The organism is Peribacillus sp. NPDC006672 (assembly GCF_050274955.1).
In the GTDB taxonomy this organism is placed as follows: domain Bacteria; phylum Bacillota; class Bacilli; order Bacillales; family DSM-1321; genus Peribacillus.
Genome location: NZ_JBNNOR010000002.1, coordinates 431207 through 448083 on the forward strand (window position 1 = coordinate 431207; position 16877 = coordinate 448083).

Below are 16877 nucleotides of genomic sequence, written 5' to 3' on the forward strand. Positions count from 1 at the left end.
GAAACCCACCCAATTTTTCAGACAAAAGGAAATAGGCTGTAATTCATTCTCCTCCCATTACCATAATCGTTTACTAAAGTTTTGGAGATCCTATAAACATAGTTTACCGATTCTTCGTATAGATAAATCGAGGCATCTTCAGCCTTGGTTCCCCCACCTGATAACTCAAGCACTTTTTGCATCAATGCTTCCTTCTTAAGGCATGAATAGTCCTGGATATATCCATATAGATAGAAAGAAGGTCACATGCTATAATTTAGTGCGTTAACAAAGAAAGTAACACACATATATAAAAGAAAGAAGGAGTGTTTCTTTGAATACATCAGCTTACAAACAGGAATGGTTCGGCAACGTGCGGGGAGATGTTCTTTCCGGAATTGTCGTTGCCTTGGCATTGATTCCAGAGGCGATTGCCTTTTCGATCATTGCTGGTGTTGACCCAATGGTAGGTCTATATGCCTCATTCTGCATTGCCATCGCCATCTCATTTGTCGGCGGAAGACCGGGAATGATATCGGCTGCCACTGGAGCAATGGCACTCGTCATGGTCGATCTTGTTAAAGATCACGGATTGAACTATTTACTTGCGGCAACTATATTGACTGGTTTGCTGCAAATTTCACTAGGGGTCTTTAAAATCGGAAAATTATTGAAGTTCATCCCAAAGCCAGTCATGACCGGTTTTGTGAATTCTCTAGCCATCTTGATTTTCACGGCACAGCTCACCCATTTCGTGGGCGAAACATGGATTATGTATCTCATGACAGCCGTTTCATTAGCTATCATTTATCTTTTTCCGCTGATCACGAAAGTCATTCCTTCACCACTGGTCGCCATCATATTCATGACGATCGTTGCAGTTACTACGGGCGCTACGGTGCGGACGGTTGGGGATATGGGGCAATTGACCGAAGCGCTTCCGATGTTCATGCTTCCAGACATCCCTTTGACCTTCGAAACTTTGGCGATCATTTTCCCTTATTCCATAGCCCTTGCGTTTGTGGGGTTGCTAGAATCGTTATTGACAGCTCAAATAGTCGATGAGATGACTGACACGGACAGTAATAAAAATAAGGAAGCCAAAGGCCAGGGGATTGCGAACATCATCGCCGGATGCTTTGGCGGCATGGCAGGATGTGCGATGATCGGTCAATCCGGTATCAATATTAAGTCGGGAGGAAGGGGCCGGCTCTCAACTTTTGTAGCAGGCGCATTCCTTATGGTATTAATCGTATTATTGAATGACGTCCTTATTAAAATACCGATGGCCGCACTTGTCGCAGTCATGATCATGGTTTCGATCGGGACCTTTGACTGGTCTTCCCTAAAGCGGCTCAACAAGGCTCCAAGGACGGATGCAGCCGTGATGATCGTGACAGTCCTCATTGTTCTTTATACGCATGACTTATCAAAAGGGGTTTTTGCTGGAGTGCTATTGAGCATGATTTTCTTCTCGGCTAAAATTTCTAAAGTGGCTGTTGAGAAAACGGAAGACATCCATGCTAAGAAAATCACTTATCGTATCAGCGGACAAATATTTTTCGCCTCGGTTCAGGACTTTGTTTCTAAGTTCGATTTCAAGGAAAAAGCCGAAGCGGTCATCATTGATTTTTCCCATTCTAAAATATGGGATGCTTCTGCAGTCGGCGCTGTTGATACGGTTGTCCTTAAATATCAGCTTCAAGGTATACCTGTCCAGGTGCAAGGCCTAGACGAGGAGAGTTTGTTATTGCTCGAAAAACTCGCCACCTCAGAAAGTAAAATATCTTGAAGAAGTAAAGTTCTGCTGAATAGAAACTTTTCAAACCGACAAAATAGATAACATGAAATATTTCCTTTTGAAAGGAGCGAAAAGCATGACATCCGAGCAGGATTATACAGCAGCGAATCTGTCACCAGATTTATTGAATGAACTGAAAAGTTTTGAAAGCAAACTCGCCGAGGAAGCCAATAAAGAATTGATTGTCATCGCCTATGAAAAAGAAAAGGAAACCTTAAATTAAGAAAAAAGACTCAAACACCTTTAAATAGATGGTTGAGTCTTTTTTTGATGTACAGAAAAAGAGGGCCCAAAGTTTTTAATGAGCACTCCTTTTCCTATATTATTTACTGAATACGTCCGTTAAGACCGGAACAATTTGTTTTTTACGCGATACAACGCCCTCTAAGACGGCAATGTTATTGTTCAATGAAACGTCATATGCCTTTTCCACTGCATCAGCCGCTTTTCCAAGAGCCAAGGCCACAGAATCATTGGTCAAGATATCCGTTACGACGAATAGGAATAAATCCAATTCCTTCGCAGCGATGACCGATTCAATGGCTGCTTCTATTTCGGCTTGCTTAGCAAGAACTTCGTTTGGATCTACAGCATTGACCTGAGCTATCTCCACTTTAGCCATTCCCATGGAGAATTCTTTTGCATCAAGAGTGATTAACTGGGCAATCGTCTTGTCGCTCAAGTCAGCTCCCGCCTTCAACATTTCCAAGCCATATGTTTCAGCGTTGACTCCTGCAATATCAGCCAGTTCCATAGCTGCTGCAACGTCTTGATCTGTGCATGTCGGGGATTTGAACAATAAAGAATCGGAAATGATGGCAGATAGCATAAGTCCGGCGATTGCTTTAGGGACTTCAATGCCGTTTTCTTTATAGATTTTATTTAAAATGGTTGCCGTACAGCCAACTGGTTCCGCACGGTAATATAAAGGATCGCTTGTTTCAAAGTTAGCGATACGGTGATGGTCGATAACTTCCAGCACACGGACTTGGTCAATATCTTCTGCACTTTGCTGGCGTTCGTTGTGGTCGACCAGGATTACGCCATCCGCTTCCCCTGCCACTTTTTCCACAAGGCGGGGAGCTTCGAATTTGAATTGGTCCAACGCATATTGAGTTTCACCATTCACTTCACCCAGACGAACTGGTTCAGCGTTGATTCCTAGCTGCTTTTTAAGATCTGCATAAGCGATTGCTGAACAGATTGTGTCTGTATCCGGGTTTTTATGTCCAAAAACTAATACTTTTTCCAAGATTTTATCTCCTTTTTCATAAATATTTTTCCGCGAATCCCCTTATCGCAATAAGGGAGAGTCACCATTACTATACACTTTATTTTAACACAAAATCCCGTAAATTCAGTGCTCGAATTACCCATTCCCCAATAAAATCTTTCATTCTCTATCCCTCTACATTCACTTTGTCAATAGATAAGGGTTGGTTTTTTTCAAATATATTAGTTGAATTATCATCGTATATGGCTTACGATAATATAAGCAGAAATACTAGATATTGATTACATAAACAACAATAATAACTATATATAGAATATTTTATAATCCAAGGTGCCAGTGATGGCTGAAAAGGGAATCCGGTGTAAACCCGGAACTGTCCCCGCAACTGTAAATGTGACGAAATGAGAAACCACTGTATAGCTCTCTATATGGGAAGGACTCAAAGTAGGATGATCATGAGTCAGGAGACCTGCCTTGATTTTTTCACGTTTCTTATTCTTCGGGGATTGAGATGATGAAACGATAGTATAATGGCTATTTTTTCATGGTTCTTTTATTCTATCGTTTGATCCGCTCAATCCATTGGGCGGTTTTTTTATTTTAACGGAAGTTTACAAGGAGGATTATTAATGACTCAAACATATAACTCTACCATAAGCGAAAATGACACCGAAACGAATTCAATCCAGCTTGAGATGTTATCAAAGGAATTCGAAGGCCGTCTCGATATGGAAAAGTTCAAAAAGCGTTTTATAAAATGGCTTGATCGCAAAAGTGACACAACCGATGAACAGGCATCAAAAAAACTGATTCAGCTCGCTCTTGAAAGTGTGGATATAGATGCTCCCGATTGGACGTTTGTTGCTGCAGCAGAACTATTGAATACGATGTATAGGGATGCACAGGCCAATCGGGGTTATGAAGGCATGAGTTATGGCCCGTTCTATGAACTGATCACGGAACTCTCCCAACTTTCAGAAGGCCAGCGTTATCCCATTTATAAATCAGAACTGCTAGCTTCTTATACGAAAGCGGAAATTGAGGAATTGGGTTCGGTGATCGACCCGGAAAAGGATAAATTATTTTCTTACATAGGCATCTACTTATTAAACGATCGCTACCTAGCCCGCCCCAAAAAAGACAAGGTCTACGAACTGCCTCAAGAGCGCTTCATGATCATCGCGATGGAAATCATGCGAATGGAAAAAACGGAGCATCGCCTTCAACTTATAAAAGAAGCTTACTGGGCTATGTCCAACCTTTATATGACTGTTGCGACGCCTACTCTATCCAATGCAGGTAAAACGCATGGACAGTTAAGCTCTTGTTTTATCGACGCAATTGAAGATTCCATTGACGGCATCTATCTATCTAACTACGATGCCGCAAAAGTATCAAAATTCGGCGGCGGTGTAGGTCTTTACGTTGGTAAGATTCGTTCGCTTGGTTCTGATATCCGAGGTTTCTCTGGAAACAGTTCCGGCACTACTCCCTGGATCCGACTATTCAACCAGACAGCTGTCAGTGTCGATCAATTGGGGCAACGTAAAGGTGCCATCGCGATTTACTTGGATGCCTGGCATAAAGATATCATGAGCTTCCTTGATTTGAAGACGCAAAACGGGGATGACAGATTAAAAGCCCATGATATTTTTACAGGTGTATGTATTCCTGATTTGTTCATGGAGGCTGTACGCGACAGAAAAGAATGGTATCTTTTCGATCCGCATACCGTCAAGCAAACCCTTGGATTCTCACTTGAAGATCTTTATGACGAGAAGAAAGGCGAAGGAAGCTTCAGGAATCATTATGCACTTGCTGTCGAGGCCGCAGAAAATGGTACACTTCCAAACTATAGCTTTGAAAAAATCAATGCGATGGACATCATGAAAAGCATCATGATTTCTCAATTAGAAGAAGGCGTACCATATATGTTCTATCGCGATGAAGTGAACCGGAAGAATCCTAATAAACATAAAGGCATGATTTATTGTTCTAACCTTTGTACGGAGATTGCTCAAAACTTAAGCCCTTCGACGATCACGGATGAATATGAAACAGAAGATGGAGATGTCGTTGTGGTCCGTAAAAGCGGCGATTTCGTTGTCTGCAACCTATCATCCATTAACTTGCCCCGTGCGGTGAGCAGCGATGTTTTGGAGAGGTTAATTCCCATTCAGATCCGGATGCTGGATAACGTCATTGATGTGAATAATCTTCCGGTCAAGCAAGCATCCATCTCGAACAAACGTTACCGGGCAATTGGTTTAGGAACGTTTGGATGGCATCATTTACTTGCCACTCAGAATATTTATTGGGAATCGGATGAGGCTGTTCACTATGCCGATGCTTTATACGAAAAGATCGCTTACTTAACAATCAAAGCATCCAACGAGTTGGCCAAGGAAAAAGGATCCTACCCATATTTCGAAGGATCAGATTGGCATACAGGGGAATATTTCGAACTTCGTGACTATACAGATCAAAAATGGATGGATTTAAAAGCAAATGTGCAGGAACACGGTACCCGTAATGGATATTTAATGGCTATTGCCCCCAATTCATCGACTGCTAAGATCGGTAATTCAACGGATGGAATTGATCCTTTGTATGAAATTGAATTTTACGAAGAAAAGAAAAACTTCAAATTCAAGGTGACCGCACCAGGCTTGACGCCAAATACGTATGAATATTATAAAAAGACCCGCTTTAATTTGGACCAACTGGAGAGCATCAGGCAAAATGCAGCCCGCCAACGCCATATTGACCAGGCAATCAGCTTTAATCTGTATGTACACAACACAATCAAAGCGAAGGTCCTATTGGATATCCATTTAACGGCGTGGGAATCCGGGTTGAAATCAACGTATTATGTTCGTTCGACTTCTTCCGAATATGACAATGCCTGCGAAAGCTGTTCTAGTTAACGACGATCATAACCTTAGTAATCTATTCTTAAAGGAGTTTTCACGAATGACCAATCATATAAAAAAGATCCGGATGCTGGAACCAACGCATCCAACTAAAGCGACCGGTGTTTTCAAAGGAGAAGCTTCAGGCTTTCTCCTTTGGAACGATATTCAGTATGAGAAATTCTATGATACCTATACACAGCTCATCAATAACTTTTGGAAGCCTTCGAGCGTGAACATGATTCAGGATAAAAAGCAGTGGGGAGAATTGGACGAAGATATACAGGACGCTTTTCTTGATATCCTTACGATGATTGCTGGAATGGACAGTCTACAAACGCCTACTTTAGTAGAAATCCTTCGGTACATAAAGGATCCTGCGGCAAAAGCTATCCTGGCAAACATGGCCCAGCAGGAATCCATCCATAATGAATCCTATTCCTATATCCTTGCTTCCCTGATACCGGTAGGCAAGCAAAAACAGCTTTTCGACCGCATTAAAGAACATCCGGAAGTGATTAAGCGTAATCAACCGATCGTGGATGCCTATCAAAAGTTCGTGGACGATCCAAGCCCTCAGCATTTATTCGAGGCACTGATCCATTCAACGAACCTCGAAGGGATTTATTTCTATCTGGCTTTCGCCTTCTATTATAATTTAGGACGCCAGAACCTTATGACCGGCTCGGCTACGATGATATCCTATATCCATCGCGATGAAATGGTCCATTTCGATTTCATTGGAATGCTCGTTCAAATCTTGATGTATGAATATCCAGAGTTAAATAATGAAGAAAACACGAAATTCATCTATACAACGATTGAAAAAGCCGTCGAACTCGAAAAGGAATGGTCTGAATATATGCTTGAAGATATCCAAACCAAAGCCGATCTCGATTTGGAAGAGTTCAATGAATACATCGAATATATCGCCAACAAACGGTTACGTATGCTAGGCCTTGAAAACTTGTATAAAGAGTATAGCGAAAACCCGATGCCATGGATCAAAACGTTCGATGATGAATCAATCGGCCTTACCAAAACCGATTTCTTCGAACAGAAATCAAGGACCTACAGTCAAGTAAATGCCAGCAATGGATTCGATGAGCTATAAAGTTGCCATTGTCTACCATTCTGCCGGAGGAAATACAAAAGCTCTTGCTGAAGCCATCGCTTCCCTATTACCTGGAGCTGGACTATTTCGAATGCATGAATTCGATTTACGTACATTGCCGGATTACGATGCATTGATCGTCGGTACCTATACATGGGGAAATGGAGAGCTGCCTGCCAAATCAGCAGCCCTTTACAAAGAACTGGAGCAGCTGCCTATTGCTCATCTGAAAACAGGAGTCTTCGGGACTGGTGAAACAAACTACAATCATTTTTGCGGGGCGGTCGATCATTTCCGTGACATGTTATTTGCCAAGAGCCAGTTATTGGTAACACTGAAGATAGAACAGATGTATCAAGAATCAGACTTGCCCAGGCTTCAAAAGTTCGCCTCGCTATTCCAGAACTGACTGAAAGGGATATGCATTTTCGCATGTCCCTTCTTTCAGTTGTTTTTTTAAAAAATTGGCATCCAATATCATAGTAAGGGTAAACATGAAGTATAATGATGGAAAAAAGGAGATATACCATGACTGATAATATTGTCCAGCTCCTCCCTATCCTGTTTATGTTAGTGCTTGTCGTATTCGTTATATTCATCGTTTTTTTCCTGGCAGGGCATTATAATCGTTCTAAACGAATCGAAGAAAAATTGGACAAAGCATTAAGGGGAATGGCCGAAAAAAATGAAGAATAAACGTGGTTTCCCTTACAGGGAAAAATAAAAAGACTCCAGTATCGGAGTCTTTTTTTATATGTGTTCAATTATTTTTGAACGTTAGCTGCTTGTGGTCCACGAGCGCCTTGCTCGATTTCGAAAGAAACTTCTTGGCCTTCTTCAAGAGTTTTGAAGCCTTCGCCTTGGATAGCTGAGAAATGTACGAATACATCGTCTTGGCCTTCAACTTCGATGAAACCGAAACCTTTTTCTGCGTTAAACCATTTTACTTTACCTTGTACCATGATAGTTCCTCCTGTGTTTGGAAAAATCCATTTTATTACTATTTTTGGTTCTGGATAATGTTTCAAGAGGAATCCTATAACAGTAAATCCTTCTATCAAACTTATTCCGAACAAAAATAATTACTCATATTATATCATGGAAAATCCAAAAAAAACAAGATTATCGTAGTAATTCCACCGACAAATTATCCTAAAATTCTACATTTTCCGCTTCTTGCTTTGACGGAAACCTTCGTCCAATAAGTAGCGCTCCGCCTCTACTGGACTCTCGAAACACTCCTCAAGATTCGACCCTGAATACACGTTCCAAAGCTGGTCTTCCCTTTCAAGTGAAAGCTCTTGCTTTTCACGGCCAATCCATGTTCCTTCCAACCTAGCGAACTCGTTTTCCTCTTCTTCGATTTCAACAGGAGGTTCAGAAAGATAATCCATGCTTTTTTGGATCAATTCTTTTAATTCCGCTTCATTATAGTCACGGATATTGATAAATCCTTTACGGTCAGTATCTTTTTTTCTCATATGGCCAGCGTAAACGAATCCATTTCCATTGGGATGCAAATGCTGAACGACTATCTTTTTCTCCTGGGCACTTTCTGGGTAATGGAAATTCACACGCCCCAATGAAACGTCTTTTCGCTGTAATTCCGGAAAAGTTTCAATGATGCTCAATTTTTCTTCAAATGTTAACAAATTTCTTCCTCATTTCATTAGTTCATATTGTTTGTCGATTATAACACAGACTGATAAGAAACAATAATCTCCCTTTTCCTTTATAATGTAATGAAAGGAAGTGATATGATTTGATCATGAAAATTCGGGACTTGGATTCCGATTTTGGCCAGCAGCTTTTTAAACTTCAAAAAAAATCCTATAAGGTGGAAGCGGATTTGATCGGCTTTGCCGATATCCCTCCTTTATTGGAAACATATGAACAATTCATACATTGTAATGAATCGTTCATATGCTTTTTAGAAGGTGATGCCTTGGTTGGAGCGGTATCCTATACAAAAGAAAATAGACTAATACGGATTTGCAGAATGGTCGTTCATCCCGATTATTTTCGTCAGGGTATTGCGGATGCCCTTCTGAATGATCTTCAATTACAAGGCGGCTGGGAAAAGATATCCGTTTCGACCGGTAAAATGAACCTGCCTGCACGGAAGCTATATGAAAAAAACGGCTTCATCCATAAAGAAGACAAAGAAGCCGCACCTCATCTTTTCATAAGCATATTTGAGAAACAGCATTCATTTTATGTACGTCACGACAAAAAGCATCATAAATGAGATGACGATGATCACAGCAACCCATAGCCAAGCCAATGTCATATTCCCGGAGTCCATGGCGACATAAATCGCGGTTGGTATGGTCTGTGTCTGTCCGGGGATGTTTCCGGCAAACATGAGTGTTGCCCCGAATTCCCCCAATGCACGTGCAGAACTCAATATGGCACCTGTGACGATGGATCTGACTGCCAATGGAAGGGATACAAAAAGGAACAATCTCCACTCGCCTGCCCCGTCAACTCTTGCTGCATTTTCGATTTCTTCATCGATACCTTCAAAGCCTGTTTTAGCGGATTGATACATAAGCGGAAAAGCTACCACGGTGGATGCAATGACCGCCGCCCACCAAGTGAACATTAAGGGCTGATCAAAAACCCTTTCAATGAATTGGCCTGGCATTCCATTCTTCCCAAAAATCACAATCAATAAAAAACCTACGACAGAAGGTGGCAGAACGAGCGGCAATAAAAATGCTGTTTCCAACAGGACTCTTCCCCTGAATTGCTTTTTTGCCATCATTCGCGCCAGGATAATCCCTAAAATGAAAACAAGGATACCCGCTAGTCCCGCTACCTGTATCGATAGCCTGACAGGTGACCAAAAATCCCCGGTCATGGTATTATCCGCACATCCATGTAAAATATCAGCCTATGCAGGTCCCTGTTCATCCTTATTACCGAATCGCTTTTTTTTTCATTAAAGGCAGATTGCATTTCATTTTCTCCCTTTCCTTTTGAAATAACTTTTAAGTTTATTTTTCTTGACATCTTGCTGACACATAGGAACGTTAAAGTAAGAGTATCACAAATATAAAAATAATTTCATTCCAATAAACTTTAAAATTTTGAAGGAGTCGATTTTAAATGGTTACAATTTATACTACACCAAGCAGTTTAGCCTGTCGTAAAGCAAAATCTTGGCTTAAGAAAAACGAAATTTCCTACAATGAACGCAACCTATATTCCCAACCTCTTTCTATTGAAGAAATAAAAGAGATTTTACGTAAAACGGAAGGCGGAACAGATGAAATCATCTCAACCCGTTCCAAAAAATTCAAAAGCTTGAATATCGATATAAATAATACTCCACTTAATGATCTTTGCAAGCTTATTCAAGATAACCCGGATTTACTTCGCCGGCCGATCATTTTCGACCATAAGAACTTGCATGCTGGATATAATGAAGAAGAAATGGGACGCTTCCTTCCAAGGCAGGTCCGTCATGTACAGTTATGGCGTGCAATCAGCCAATTGGCTTAATCAGTTAGCATGTACACAGTCGCATAAAAAGGGTTGTCCGATAATGGACAACCCTTTTTTATATTTGATCCGCTTTCTTCATAACGATCGTGAAGGTGGTGCCTTGTTCATTGCTTTCCTTAAGCACAAGATCTCCCTTTTGCGCTTTTGCGAGCATCTTACTGAATGGCAGTCCCAGACCTAAACCGCGTACCTTCAACTTTTTGTTTTCACCACGATAAAATGGTTCGAACACATATTGTTGTTCATGTTTTGGGATTCCCCGGCCACTGTCCAGTACATCAATGCAGATTCGTTCTTCATCCGTTTCATAAAGGTGAATCGTTATTTTCCCGTTGCCATCAAGTGCATGCCTGGCATTATTCAAAAGGTTAATGACGATTTGCTGCATCCGCAATGAATCAATTTGACCAAAGACCGGTTCATCAGGAACTTTTATATCAAAAGCGAACGCTTGATCATCCTGGGTCACTTGCCAGCGATAGGCAATTTCCTTGATAAATATATTGATATTCTCTTTCTGCACCCGAATTTTAAAAGCACCTGCCGATATGGCATTATAATTAAGTAAATCCTCTATCATACCTTGTAGACGTTGAGTTTCCTTTAAAGAAATATCGAGGAATTCCTTACTTTGCTCTCCTGTAACGACCTCATCCTTAACCGCTTGTATAAGTCCGCTAATGGAAGTGACTGGCGTTTTCAAATCATGGGTTACACCTGCAAGCAACTCCGCCCGCAACTTCTCCATGACCTTCAATCGATTTGTCATTTCCTTAAACGATTCTATCAGTTCATAAATTTCTTCTTCCTTGATTTCCTCTTCCTCTTTGAAATGGATATCATAGTTGCCTTCACGAACCTGGACAGCGGCGTTAGCTACATCTTGGATTGGCCGCGAAATCTGCCTGGAAAGAAAATAAATGACTCCCGTCCCCAGAACTAGAAGGCCTCCAATCATGATCGCCAACAAGCCATGATCTTGGTTGATTTCCTTCAATGCCCCTTCTTCCTGCGCAATGACCACCCAACCTCTCGTCTCATCGTTAAACGTAATGGGTGATTTGACGACATATACTTTGTTGTCGGAAATCTTGACCTTCTGGACTAACTCCCTATTTTTCATAATGACGTCTGGGAGCTTATTATCATTCGGATCAATATACAATTGAGGCATCGTATAAATGATGTTGGCATCAGGGTCGACGATATAGATGATTGGCTGTTGGTTCAGATGAAGGATTTTCTCCCTTTCCTCAACAATCTCCGAAAGGACCGGACCAACGACAATCTGACCATTTTCCTTTATCGCGCGATCGGATGTTTCATCAGCTAAGTACTTAAGCAGGCTAAGCCTATATTCCAAAGCTGTTTTTTCCATCCACCACAAGGAAAAAACAGATAATAATATCAAACCTGAAATCAAGGTCAATACGTATCTCTTAGTCCAATAGCGTTGTAAAGTGGTTCTTTTTTTAATTTTCATAGACACTCAATTGATACCCCAATCCACGCAATGTTTTTATTTCCCCCTCAGTTACAGGCCATGCATCTATCGCCTTCCTGATTCGTTTGATAGCAAGGTCCACCGCACGGTCACTGCCATCATAATCCATGCCCCACACTTGATCGAGCAGCTGTTCTCTCGTGAAAATTTGATTAGGGTGCTTAGCGAAAAAAATGAGCAGCGACAAATCACGCGGCGTCAAGTTTATTTCTTCCCCATTCAAATGCACCATATACGACTGATCATCGATGGTTAAACTCCCAAACTCATGTACATGATCATCTTCCGCAACAACCGATGAGGACCTTCTTAAAACTGCATGCACCCGGGCCACGACTTCTTCGGCAACAAATGGTTTGGAGATGTAATCATCCGCACCTGACTTGAATCCCGATAATCTGTAATCGACATCTGTGAGTGCAGTCAACATGATAACCGGACATGTATCTTCCTCCCGTATTTCCATCAATATATCCCAGCCTTCCTTACCAGGCAGCATGACATCAAGCAGGACCAGGTCTGGCTTCGTTTCTTCAAAAACCGGAATGGCCTTTAGTCCATCGTATACTTGGACTACATTAAAACCTTCACGCTCCAAATATGCTTTCAATACCATCGATATGGCAATTTCATCTTCTACTACAAGAATTTTCTTCATATAGGGATTCCTCCTTCCTGAATTATAGTGGAATAATTTTGTATATGCTAATTATTAAAATCATCAAAGCTTTTTTCCTCAATCTTACTCTTTTAATGTGTCAGGATTATGTTCGCAGTAAAATTCACCAATGTTTTTACTTAGTATTTTCCAACTTATTTTGTACAAGTAATCTCGATTCATTTTAACAGGTATGGCTTCTAAATGTTCGGTAAAAGTCATATGGAAAGGGATATATAAAGTTGCTTGCCCAAAACACTCTTAAGAGGCTGGCTCTAACATGAGCCAGCCCTTTTTTTCAATTACATGTCTCGTGTGGATTCGGACAGCCTACTTCCTGTCTTTCTACTTGAATCGTGCTATGTTCAATGCCAAACTGATCGTGAAGAAGTTTTTGCGCTTCTGCTAAAACTGAATCGTGATTACCGCTCGCATCTATGACAACATGGCAGCTCATTGTCAAAAAACCAGAGGTGATCGTCCAGATATGGAGATCATGGACTTCGGAAACACTGACCAATTCCAGCAAGGATGCTTTCACTTCATCCATATCGACTTGGTCGGGTGTGCCCTCCATCAAGATATGGAAAGAATCCCTCACTACCCTAAAACCGCTAATAATAATTAAAACCGCGACTATGACGCTCGCAATCGGATCTGCTATTCCCCAATCGAAAAAATAAATCAAGAGTGCAGCAGCAATGGCACCCACCGATCCAAGCATATCACCAATCACATGTAAAAAAGCACTCCGTACATTCAAATTGTCTTCCTTATCTCCGCTCATTAAAATCCAAGCCGCAATGATATTAACCAGTAAGCCGATGATTGAAATCATTAGCATTCCCAAGCTTTGCACTTCAGGGGGATCCACGAACCTCTTAATTGCCTCTATGAAAATGAATACGGATATAACGATCAAGGTCAATCCATTCAAGCAAGCAGCAATTATTTCAAACCGTTTATATCCATACGATTTGGACGATGTCGCTTTCCTTTCCCCCAACCTTATCGCTGTATAACTAAGTCCTAAAGCTGCCGCATCGCTAAGCATGTGACCTGCATCTGACAGTAAAGCCAGACTATTTGTCATGAATCCCCCAATAACCTCGACTACCATAAATGTGGAGATTAATAAGAAAGATGCCAACAATGCTTTTTTATTATTAGAATGATGGTGGTGTCCGTGCCCATGTTCATCGGATTGACCATGATGATGTCCCATGCCATTCCTCCTCTCGGATTTTAAACTTATATATAGTATGGGATAAATCCAGAATGGTTTCAAATGATTCAATTCGCGGGTTCACTGCTGTAATAAGAGTCCAGGAAATAGGTTGGCCGTGACCATTATGCGTAAATCAAGAATCTGCCTTCAACCATTTTAAAGTAAAAATAAACGCTACAGAGAATTCTGCAGCGTTTTTTCCAGTTTACCTTTCCTCTTGCATCGTATCATCGACAATGGCGTATAAATCTTTATTAAACAATTCATTATTACAGACAAGACTATGCTCTTCCATCACTTCTTGCTCTTGATTTACCTGTTCTTTTTCCTTCATACCCTGCCTCCAGTATCATCATGTTTTGCTATTATCGTATCCCCAGGCATGTACCTTTATGCTGAACATTTCCCCCTATTTCATCATTTATAAACGTATTAGGCCTGTTGTCCGCCATGGAAGGCCCGGATAATGAATTCATGCTCGGGAACTTGTAAGCTTTTATACGATAACAGGAACGATGAATTATCATAGTTTACTTTTTCAAGCTTTATCTGGATACCAGTATTTTCAATCGTAACAAGGGCATAAGGGGCAACTGGTTCACCATTACAGCCAAGAGATCCTGGGTTCAGGAATATCGTTCGGTCATTTCTAAAAAGGTGGATAGGATGGTGATGTCCAAATCCAATTAAATCGTAGTGATGATCTTTGAAAAGCATTTCTAAGTTAATTAAATTCGGGTCAACGATTTTACTAAAAGGATTTTGGCTTATGTGTTCATCCAATTTCTTCGATTCCATGTGATAATGGGTGAAGTAAACGGAGTGATCATTAATGATATGCTGTATGGTGCGAGGCAATTTTTCCAGTTTGGTTATGAAATTCGGATGCATTCTTTCAGCTATCCATTCATGATGCTCCTTTACGTGAATATGACCGTCCGGATGCGGCTCCCCGTTAATGATGGCCAGGACAGCTTCATCATGATTTCCAGTTAGCATCGACAAATCATTTCTTGCAAATAATAGTTCAAGGACTTCATTTGTATCCGGTCCAATTCCAACCATATCTCCTAAACAATAGATATGATCTATATCGTCCCTTTGATCAATAACTCTTAAAACGGCTTTTAGCGCTGAAGCATTACCATGCACATCCGTTATAATGGCAACTTTCATGACTAAGTTCAGCTCCCTTCCCCATATTCCACATGGTATATTATAACATTTTAAACGAGATCAAAAAATATTCGGGCTTATTCTCCCGATTTGCCAACGCCCATTTTTTATGAATAAGCAAACACTTCGGCCTATAATACATAGTATGAAGTATTCCCGGTAAAGATGTTTTGCTAGGTATGCAATTCCATAATATGTATGAGGAGGAAATTGAATGGGTGGACATAGAAATGAATGTTGTGACGACGGTCGCGGTTGCGGCGGTTTCGATAACGGGTTTGCTCTGCTGATCGTATTATTTATCCTGTTAGTCATCATTGGATGCAGTTGGGGATTCGGCGGCGGTGGTTGCGGTGGCGGCTATGGTGGCGGCTACGGCGGCTACGGCGGCGGCTACGGTGGATTCTGCTAATAATGACATAATGAAAAAGGCGCCTGATCATGGCGCCTTCTTTGTCAGTGATTGACTTTTAGTTTTTGTCTTTGTTTTTGAGTCTTCATAATGAACCAAATGACTATAAGTCCGATGGGGTTAAGCAAGAAATTAGCATATTGTGAAAAGATGGCTCCTGCCTGCTCCCATTTCGGTCCTAAACTGATAAACATAAACGCTATATAGTTTAAATAAATATTTATTGAAATAAAAGGTTTCTGTAAAATCGTACGTTTAGACACAATTTGAATACACTTCATCTCTTTTGCTGCAAATTAAGAACTGACTTCCATCTGTCCAGAAAATTCTATGTTAGCGAAAGGGGATGAAAAATGTAGTAAAACCAATACATTATGCCTCTTCCTTGTCAATAAATCCTATCTACAATGTCCATATTCAACCGTGTCATTTATCTTTGGACATGCTCAATGTCAGCTATATTTAAGGGACAAACTCATAGTAACGGTTCTTACTCCAAATCCTAATTTTTCATACAGTTTAATAGCTTGATTCCCAGCAAATGCACTTAGACGAACCTCTGTAAATCCAGCTTGTTTTAGATTGTCAATGCCAGTTGTCATTAACCGTTTGGAAATCCCTTTCCCTCTAAATTTTTCTAAAACAAATAGTTCATAAATAAATCCATTTTTCTTATCAGTAAATTGGTCTTTGCTTGTTCCAATAAGAATCCAGCCCATTAAAACATCATCTTCTGTTGCTATTAAATAATAACTTCCCTTATCCAATAGTGGTTCAACAAGTTGTTTAATTTTTTCAGTAGTAGGTTTTACTTCACCCAATGTGCCGTCTAATACAGCTATTGGGGAAAGTAACATAACCTTTTTAAGTTCTGCATCGTTAGGTTTTCTAATGTCCATTTTTAATGTCCTGTCCTTTCAATTATCCTTTTAATTAGCTTAGTTTTTATCTTCAAAATTTATCGTAGACTATACCACGTAGTTTCAATAATTCATTTTTCAAGAGTTTATTTTCCTCTTCAAGCTTTTTTATTCGGTTATTTTTAGCAGCGATAAAAGAATCTTTACTGGCATCCGTCATATTACGTTTTATAGTTTGCGGAGAATTCAACCCTTCTTGTGCTTTCTTAATCCTTCAATTCGGTTTCGTATTTCTTAATTGTTATAGAGAAATGCCTTAGATACACCTGATTCCATCGCAACCTGTTTAAAGTTAATTTTAGCTTTCGTTTTTATAAGACGATGTTTAGCCTGGTCCATCTTTTGAGATGCCTCTTGGCTTTTCATTAGTGCGTGTTTTTTAACACCTTCGGTATTTCTAATATGTTTACTTCTCATAAGTACGTTCCC

At 40.5% G+C, this 16877-nt stretch carries 21 protein-coding genes and 1 riboswitch; of the genes, 9 read left to right on the forward strand and 12 right to left on the reverse strand.

What is annotated here, in order from left to right; genetic code table 11:
- Positions 1-17: 17 nt before the first annotated feature.
- Complete coding sequence (locus tag ACQKKK_RS05490) at positions 18-182, reverse strand: hypothetical protein (RefSeq protein ID WP_427614648.1); 165 nt, start codon at positions 180-182, stop codon at positions 18-20.
- A 131-nt stretch (positions 183-313) separates the two neighbouring features.
- Here ACQKKK_RS05490 and ACQKKK_RS05495 point away from each other — a divergent pair, with 131 nt between their 5' ends.
- Together ACQKKK_RS05495 and ACQKKK_RS05500 are read left to right on the forward strand one after the other, a co-directional pair.
- The gene (locus ACQKKK_RS05495) at positions 314-1771 is read left to right on the forward strand and encodes a SulP family inorganic anion transporter (protein ID WP_427614650.1); all 1458 of its coding nucleotides are present in this window, start codon (positions 314-316) and stop codon (positions 1769-1771) included.
- Between the two features lie 85 nt (positions 1772-1856).
- Positions 1857-2003, forward strand: coding sequence for a hypothetical protein (locus ACQKKK_RS05500; RefSeq protein WP_427614651.1), 147 nt, complete (start codon positions 1857-1859; stop codon positions 2001-2003).
- Between the two features lie 99 nt (positions 2004-2102).
- Here the strand turns inward: ACQKKK_RS05500 and ACQKKK_RS05505 are convergent, their stop codons facing one another.
- A complete protein-coding gene (locus ACQKKK_RS05505) occupies positions 2103-3032 on the reverse strand; it encodes a manganese-dependent inorganic pyrophosphatase (RefSeq protein WP_427614652.1) in 930 nt (309 codons plus the stop codon).
- Positions 3033-3325: 293 nt separating this feature from the next.
- Positions 3326-3505: riboswitch (cobalamin riboswitch) on the forward strand.
- Between the two features lie 138 nt (positions 3506-3643).
- Here ACQKKK_RS05505 and ACQKKK_RS05510 point away from each other — a divergent pair.
- The 4 genes from ACQKKK_RS05510 (at position 3644) to ACQKKK_RS05525 (ending at position 7736) form a co-directional block, all read left to right on the forward strand.
- On the forward strand, positions 3644-5941 hold the full coding sequence (locus ACQKKK_RS05510) for a ribonucleoside-diphosphate reductase subunit alpha (protein WP_427614654.1): 2298 nt from the start codon (positions 3644-3646) through the stop codon (positions 5939-5941).
- Positions 5942-5987: 46 nt separating this feature from the next.
- Positions 5988-7040 carry a ribonucleotide-diphosphate reductase subunit beta gene (locus tag ACQKKK_RS05515; RefSeq protein ID WP_427614656.1) on the forward strand — a complete coding sequence of 351 codons (1053 nt, stop codon included), beginning with the start codon at positions 5988-5990 and terminating at the stop codon, positions 7038-7040.
- Positions 7012-7449 carry a flavodoxin domain-containing protein gene (locus tag ACQKKK_RS05520; protein ID WP_427614658.1) on the forward strand — a complete coding sequence of 146 codons (438 nt, stop codon included), beginning with the start codon at positions 7012-7014 and terminating at the stop codon, positions 7447-7449. The genes ACQKKK_RS05515 and ACQKKK_RS05520 overlap by 29 nt, the downstream gene beginning before the upstream one ends.
- Before the next feature lie 119 nt (positions 7450-7568).
- The gene (locus ACQKKK_RS05525) at positions 7569-7736 is read left to right on the forward strand and encodes a hypothetical protein (protein WP_427614660.1); all 168 of its coding nucleotides are present in this window, start codon (positions 7569-7571) and stop codon (positions 7734-7736) included.
- Positions 7737-7804: 68 nt separating this feature from the next.
- On the opposite strand, the gene ACQKKK_RS05530 is transcribed toward ACQKKK_RS05525, so the two are convergent.
- On the reverse strand, positions 7805-8002 hold the full coding sequence (locus ACQKKK_RS05530) for a cold-shock protein (protein ID WP_028393295.1): 198 nt from the start codon (positions 8000-8002) through the stop codon (positions 7805-7807).
- Between the two features lie 198 nt (positions 8003-8200).
- Positions 8201-8692 carry a hypothetical protein gene (locus tag ACQKKK_RS05535; RefSeq protein WP_427614662.1) on the reverse strand — a complete coding sequence of 164 codons (492 nt, stop codon included), beginning with the start codon at positions 8690-8692 and terminating at the stop codon, positions 8201-8203.
- A 116-nt stretch (positions 8693-8808) separates the two neighbouring features.
- On the opposite strand from ACQKKK_RS05535, the gene ACQKKK_RS05540 reads away from it, so the two are divergent.
- Positions 8809-9288 carry a GNAT family N-acetyltransferase gene (locus ACQKKK_RS05540; protein ID WP_427614809.1) on the forward strand — a complete coding sequence of 160 codons (480 nt, stop codon included), beginning with the start codon at positions 8809-8811 and terminating at the stop codon, positions 9286-9288.
- Here the strand turns inward: ACQKKK_RS05540 and modB are convergent.
- Entirely contained in the window at positions 9250-9903 is a 654-nt protein-coding gene (gene modB, locus ACQKKK_RS05545; RefSeq protein ID WP_427614664.1) for a molybdate ABC transporter permease subunit, read from the reverse strand. The genes ACQKKK_RS05540 and modB overlap by 39 nt on opposite strands.
- Positions 9904-10151: 248 nt before the next feature.
- On the opposite strand from modB, the gene spx reads away from it, so the two are divergent.
- Complete coding sequence (gene spx / locus ACQKKK_RS05550; RefSeq protein ID WP_427614666.1) at positions 10152-10547, forward strand: transcriptional regulator Spx; 396 nt, start codon at positions 10152-10154, stop codon at positions 10545-10547.
- Positions 10548-10605: 58 nt separating this feature from the next.
- Here spx and ACQKKK_RS05555 read toward each other — a convergent pair whose 3' ends face one another.
- From ACQKKK_RS05555 to ACQKKK_RS05575, 5 genes are all read right to left on the reverse strand, one after another.
- Positions 10606-12033 carry a sensor histidine kinase gene (locus ACQKKK_RS05555; RefSeq protein WP_427614810.1) on the reverse strand — a complete coding sequence of 476 codons (1428 nt, stop codon included), beginning with the start codon at positions 12031-12033 and terminating at the stop codon, positions 10606-10608.
- The gene (locus tag ACQKKK_RS05560) at positions 12023-12712 is read right to left on the reverse strand and encodes a response regulator transcription factor (protein ID WP_427614668.1); all 690 of its coding nucleotides are present in this window, start codon (positions 12710-12712) and stop codon (positions 12023-12025) included. Before ACQKKK_RS05560 ends, ACQKKK_RS05555 begins: the two co-directional genes overlap by 11 nt.
- Before the next feature lie 298 nt (positions 12713-13010).
- The gene (locus ACQKKK_RS05565) at positions 13011-13937 is read right to left on the reverse strand and encodes a cation diffusion facilitator family transporter (RefSeq protein ID WP_427614670.1); all 927 of its coding nucleotides are present in this window, start codon (positions 13935-13937) and stop codon (positions 13011-13013) included.
- Positions 13938-14145: 208 nt separating this feature from the next.
- On the reverse strand, positions 14146-14274 hold the full coding sequence (locus ACQKKK_RS05570) for a hypothetical protein (RefSeq protein WP_427614672.1): 129 nt from the start codon (positions 14272-14274) through the stop codon (positions 14146-14148).
- Between the two features lie 98 nt (positions 14275-14372).
- Positions 14373-15116: a metallophosphoesterase family protein gene (locus ACQKKK_RS05575; protein ID WP_427614673.1), complete on the reverse strand. Its 744-nt coding sequence runs from the start codon at positions 15114-15116 to the stop codon at positions 14373-14375.
- A gap of 214 nt (positions 15117-15330) precedes the next feature.
- Here ACQKKK_RS05575 and ACQKKK_RS05580 point away from each other — a divergent pair, with 214 nt between their 5' ends.
- On the forward strand, positions 15331-15528 hold the full coding sequence (locus ACQKKK_RS05580; protein WP_427614674.1) for a YjcZ family sporulation protein: 198 nt from the start codon (positions 15331-15333) through the stop codon (positions 15526-15528).
- A gap of 452 nt (positions 15529-15980) precedes the next feature.
- Here the strand turns inward: ACQKKK_RS05580 and ACQKKK_RS05585 are convergent, their stop codons facing one another.
- Both ACQKKK_RS05585 and ACQKKK_RS05590 read right to left on the reverse strand, forming a co-directional pair.
- Positions 15981-16427, reverse strand: a complete 447-nt coding sequence (locus ACQKKK_RS05585; protein ID WP_427614675.1) for an N-acetyltransferase family protein — start codon at positions 16425-16427, stop codon at positions 15981-15983.
- A 255-nt stretch (positions 16428-16682) separates the two neighbouring features.
- Positions 16683-16865 carry a hypothetical protein gene (locus ACQKKK_RS05590; RefSeq protein ID WP_427614677.1) on the reverse strand — a complete coding sequence of 61 codons (183 nt, stop codon included), beginning with the start codon at positions 16863-16865 and terminating at the stop codon, positions 16683-16685.
- Between the last annotated feature and the right edge of the window lie 12 nt (positions 16866-16877).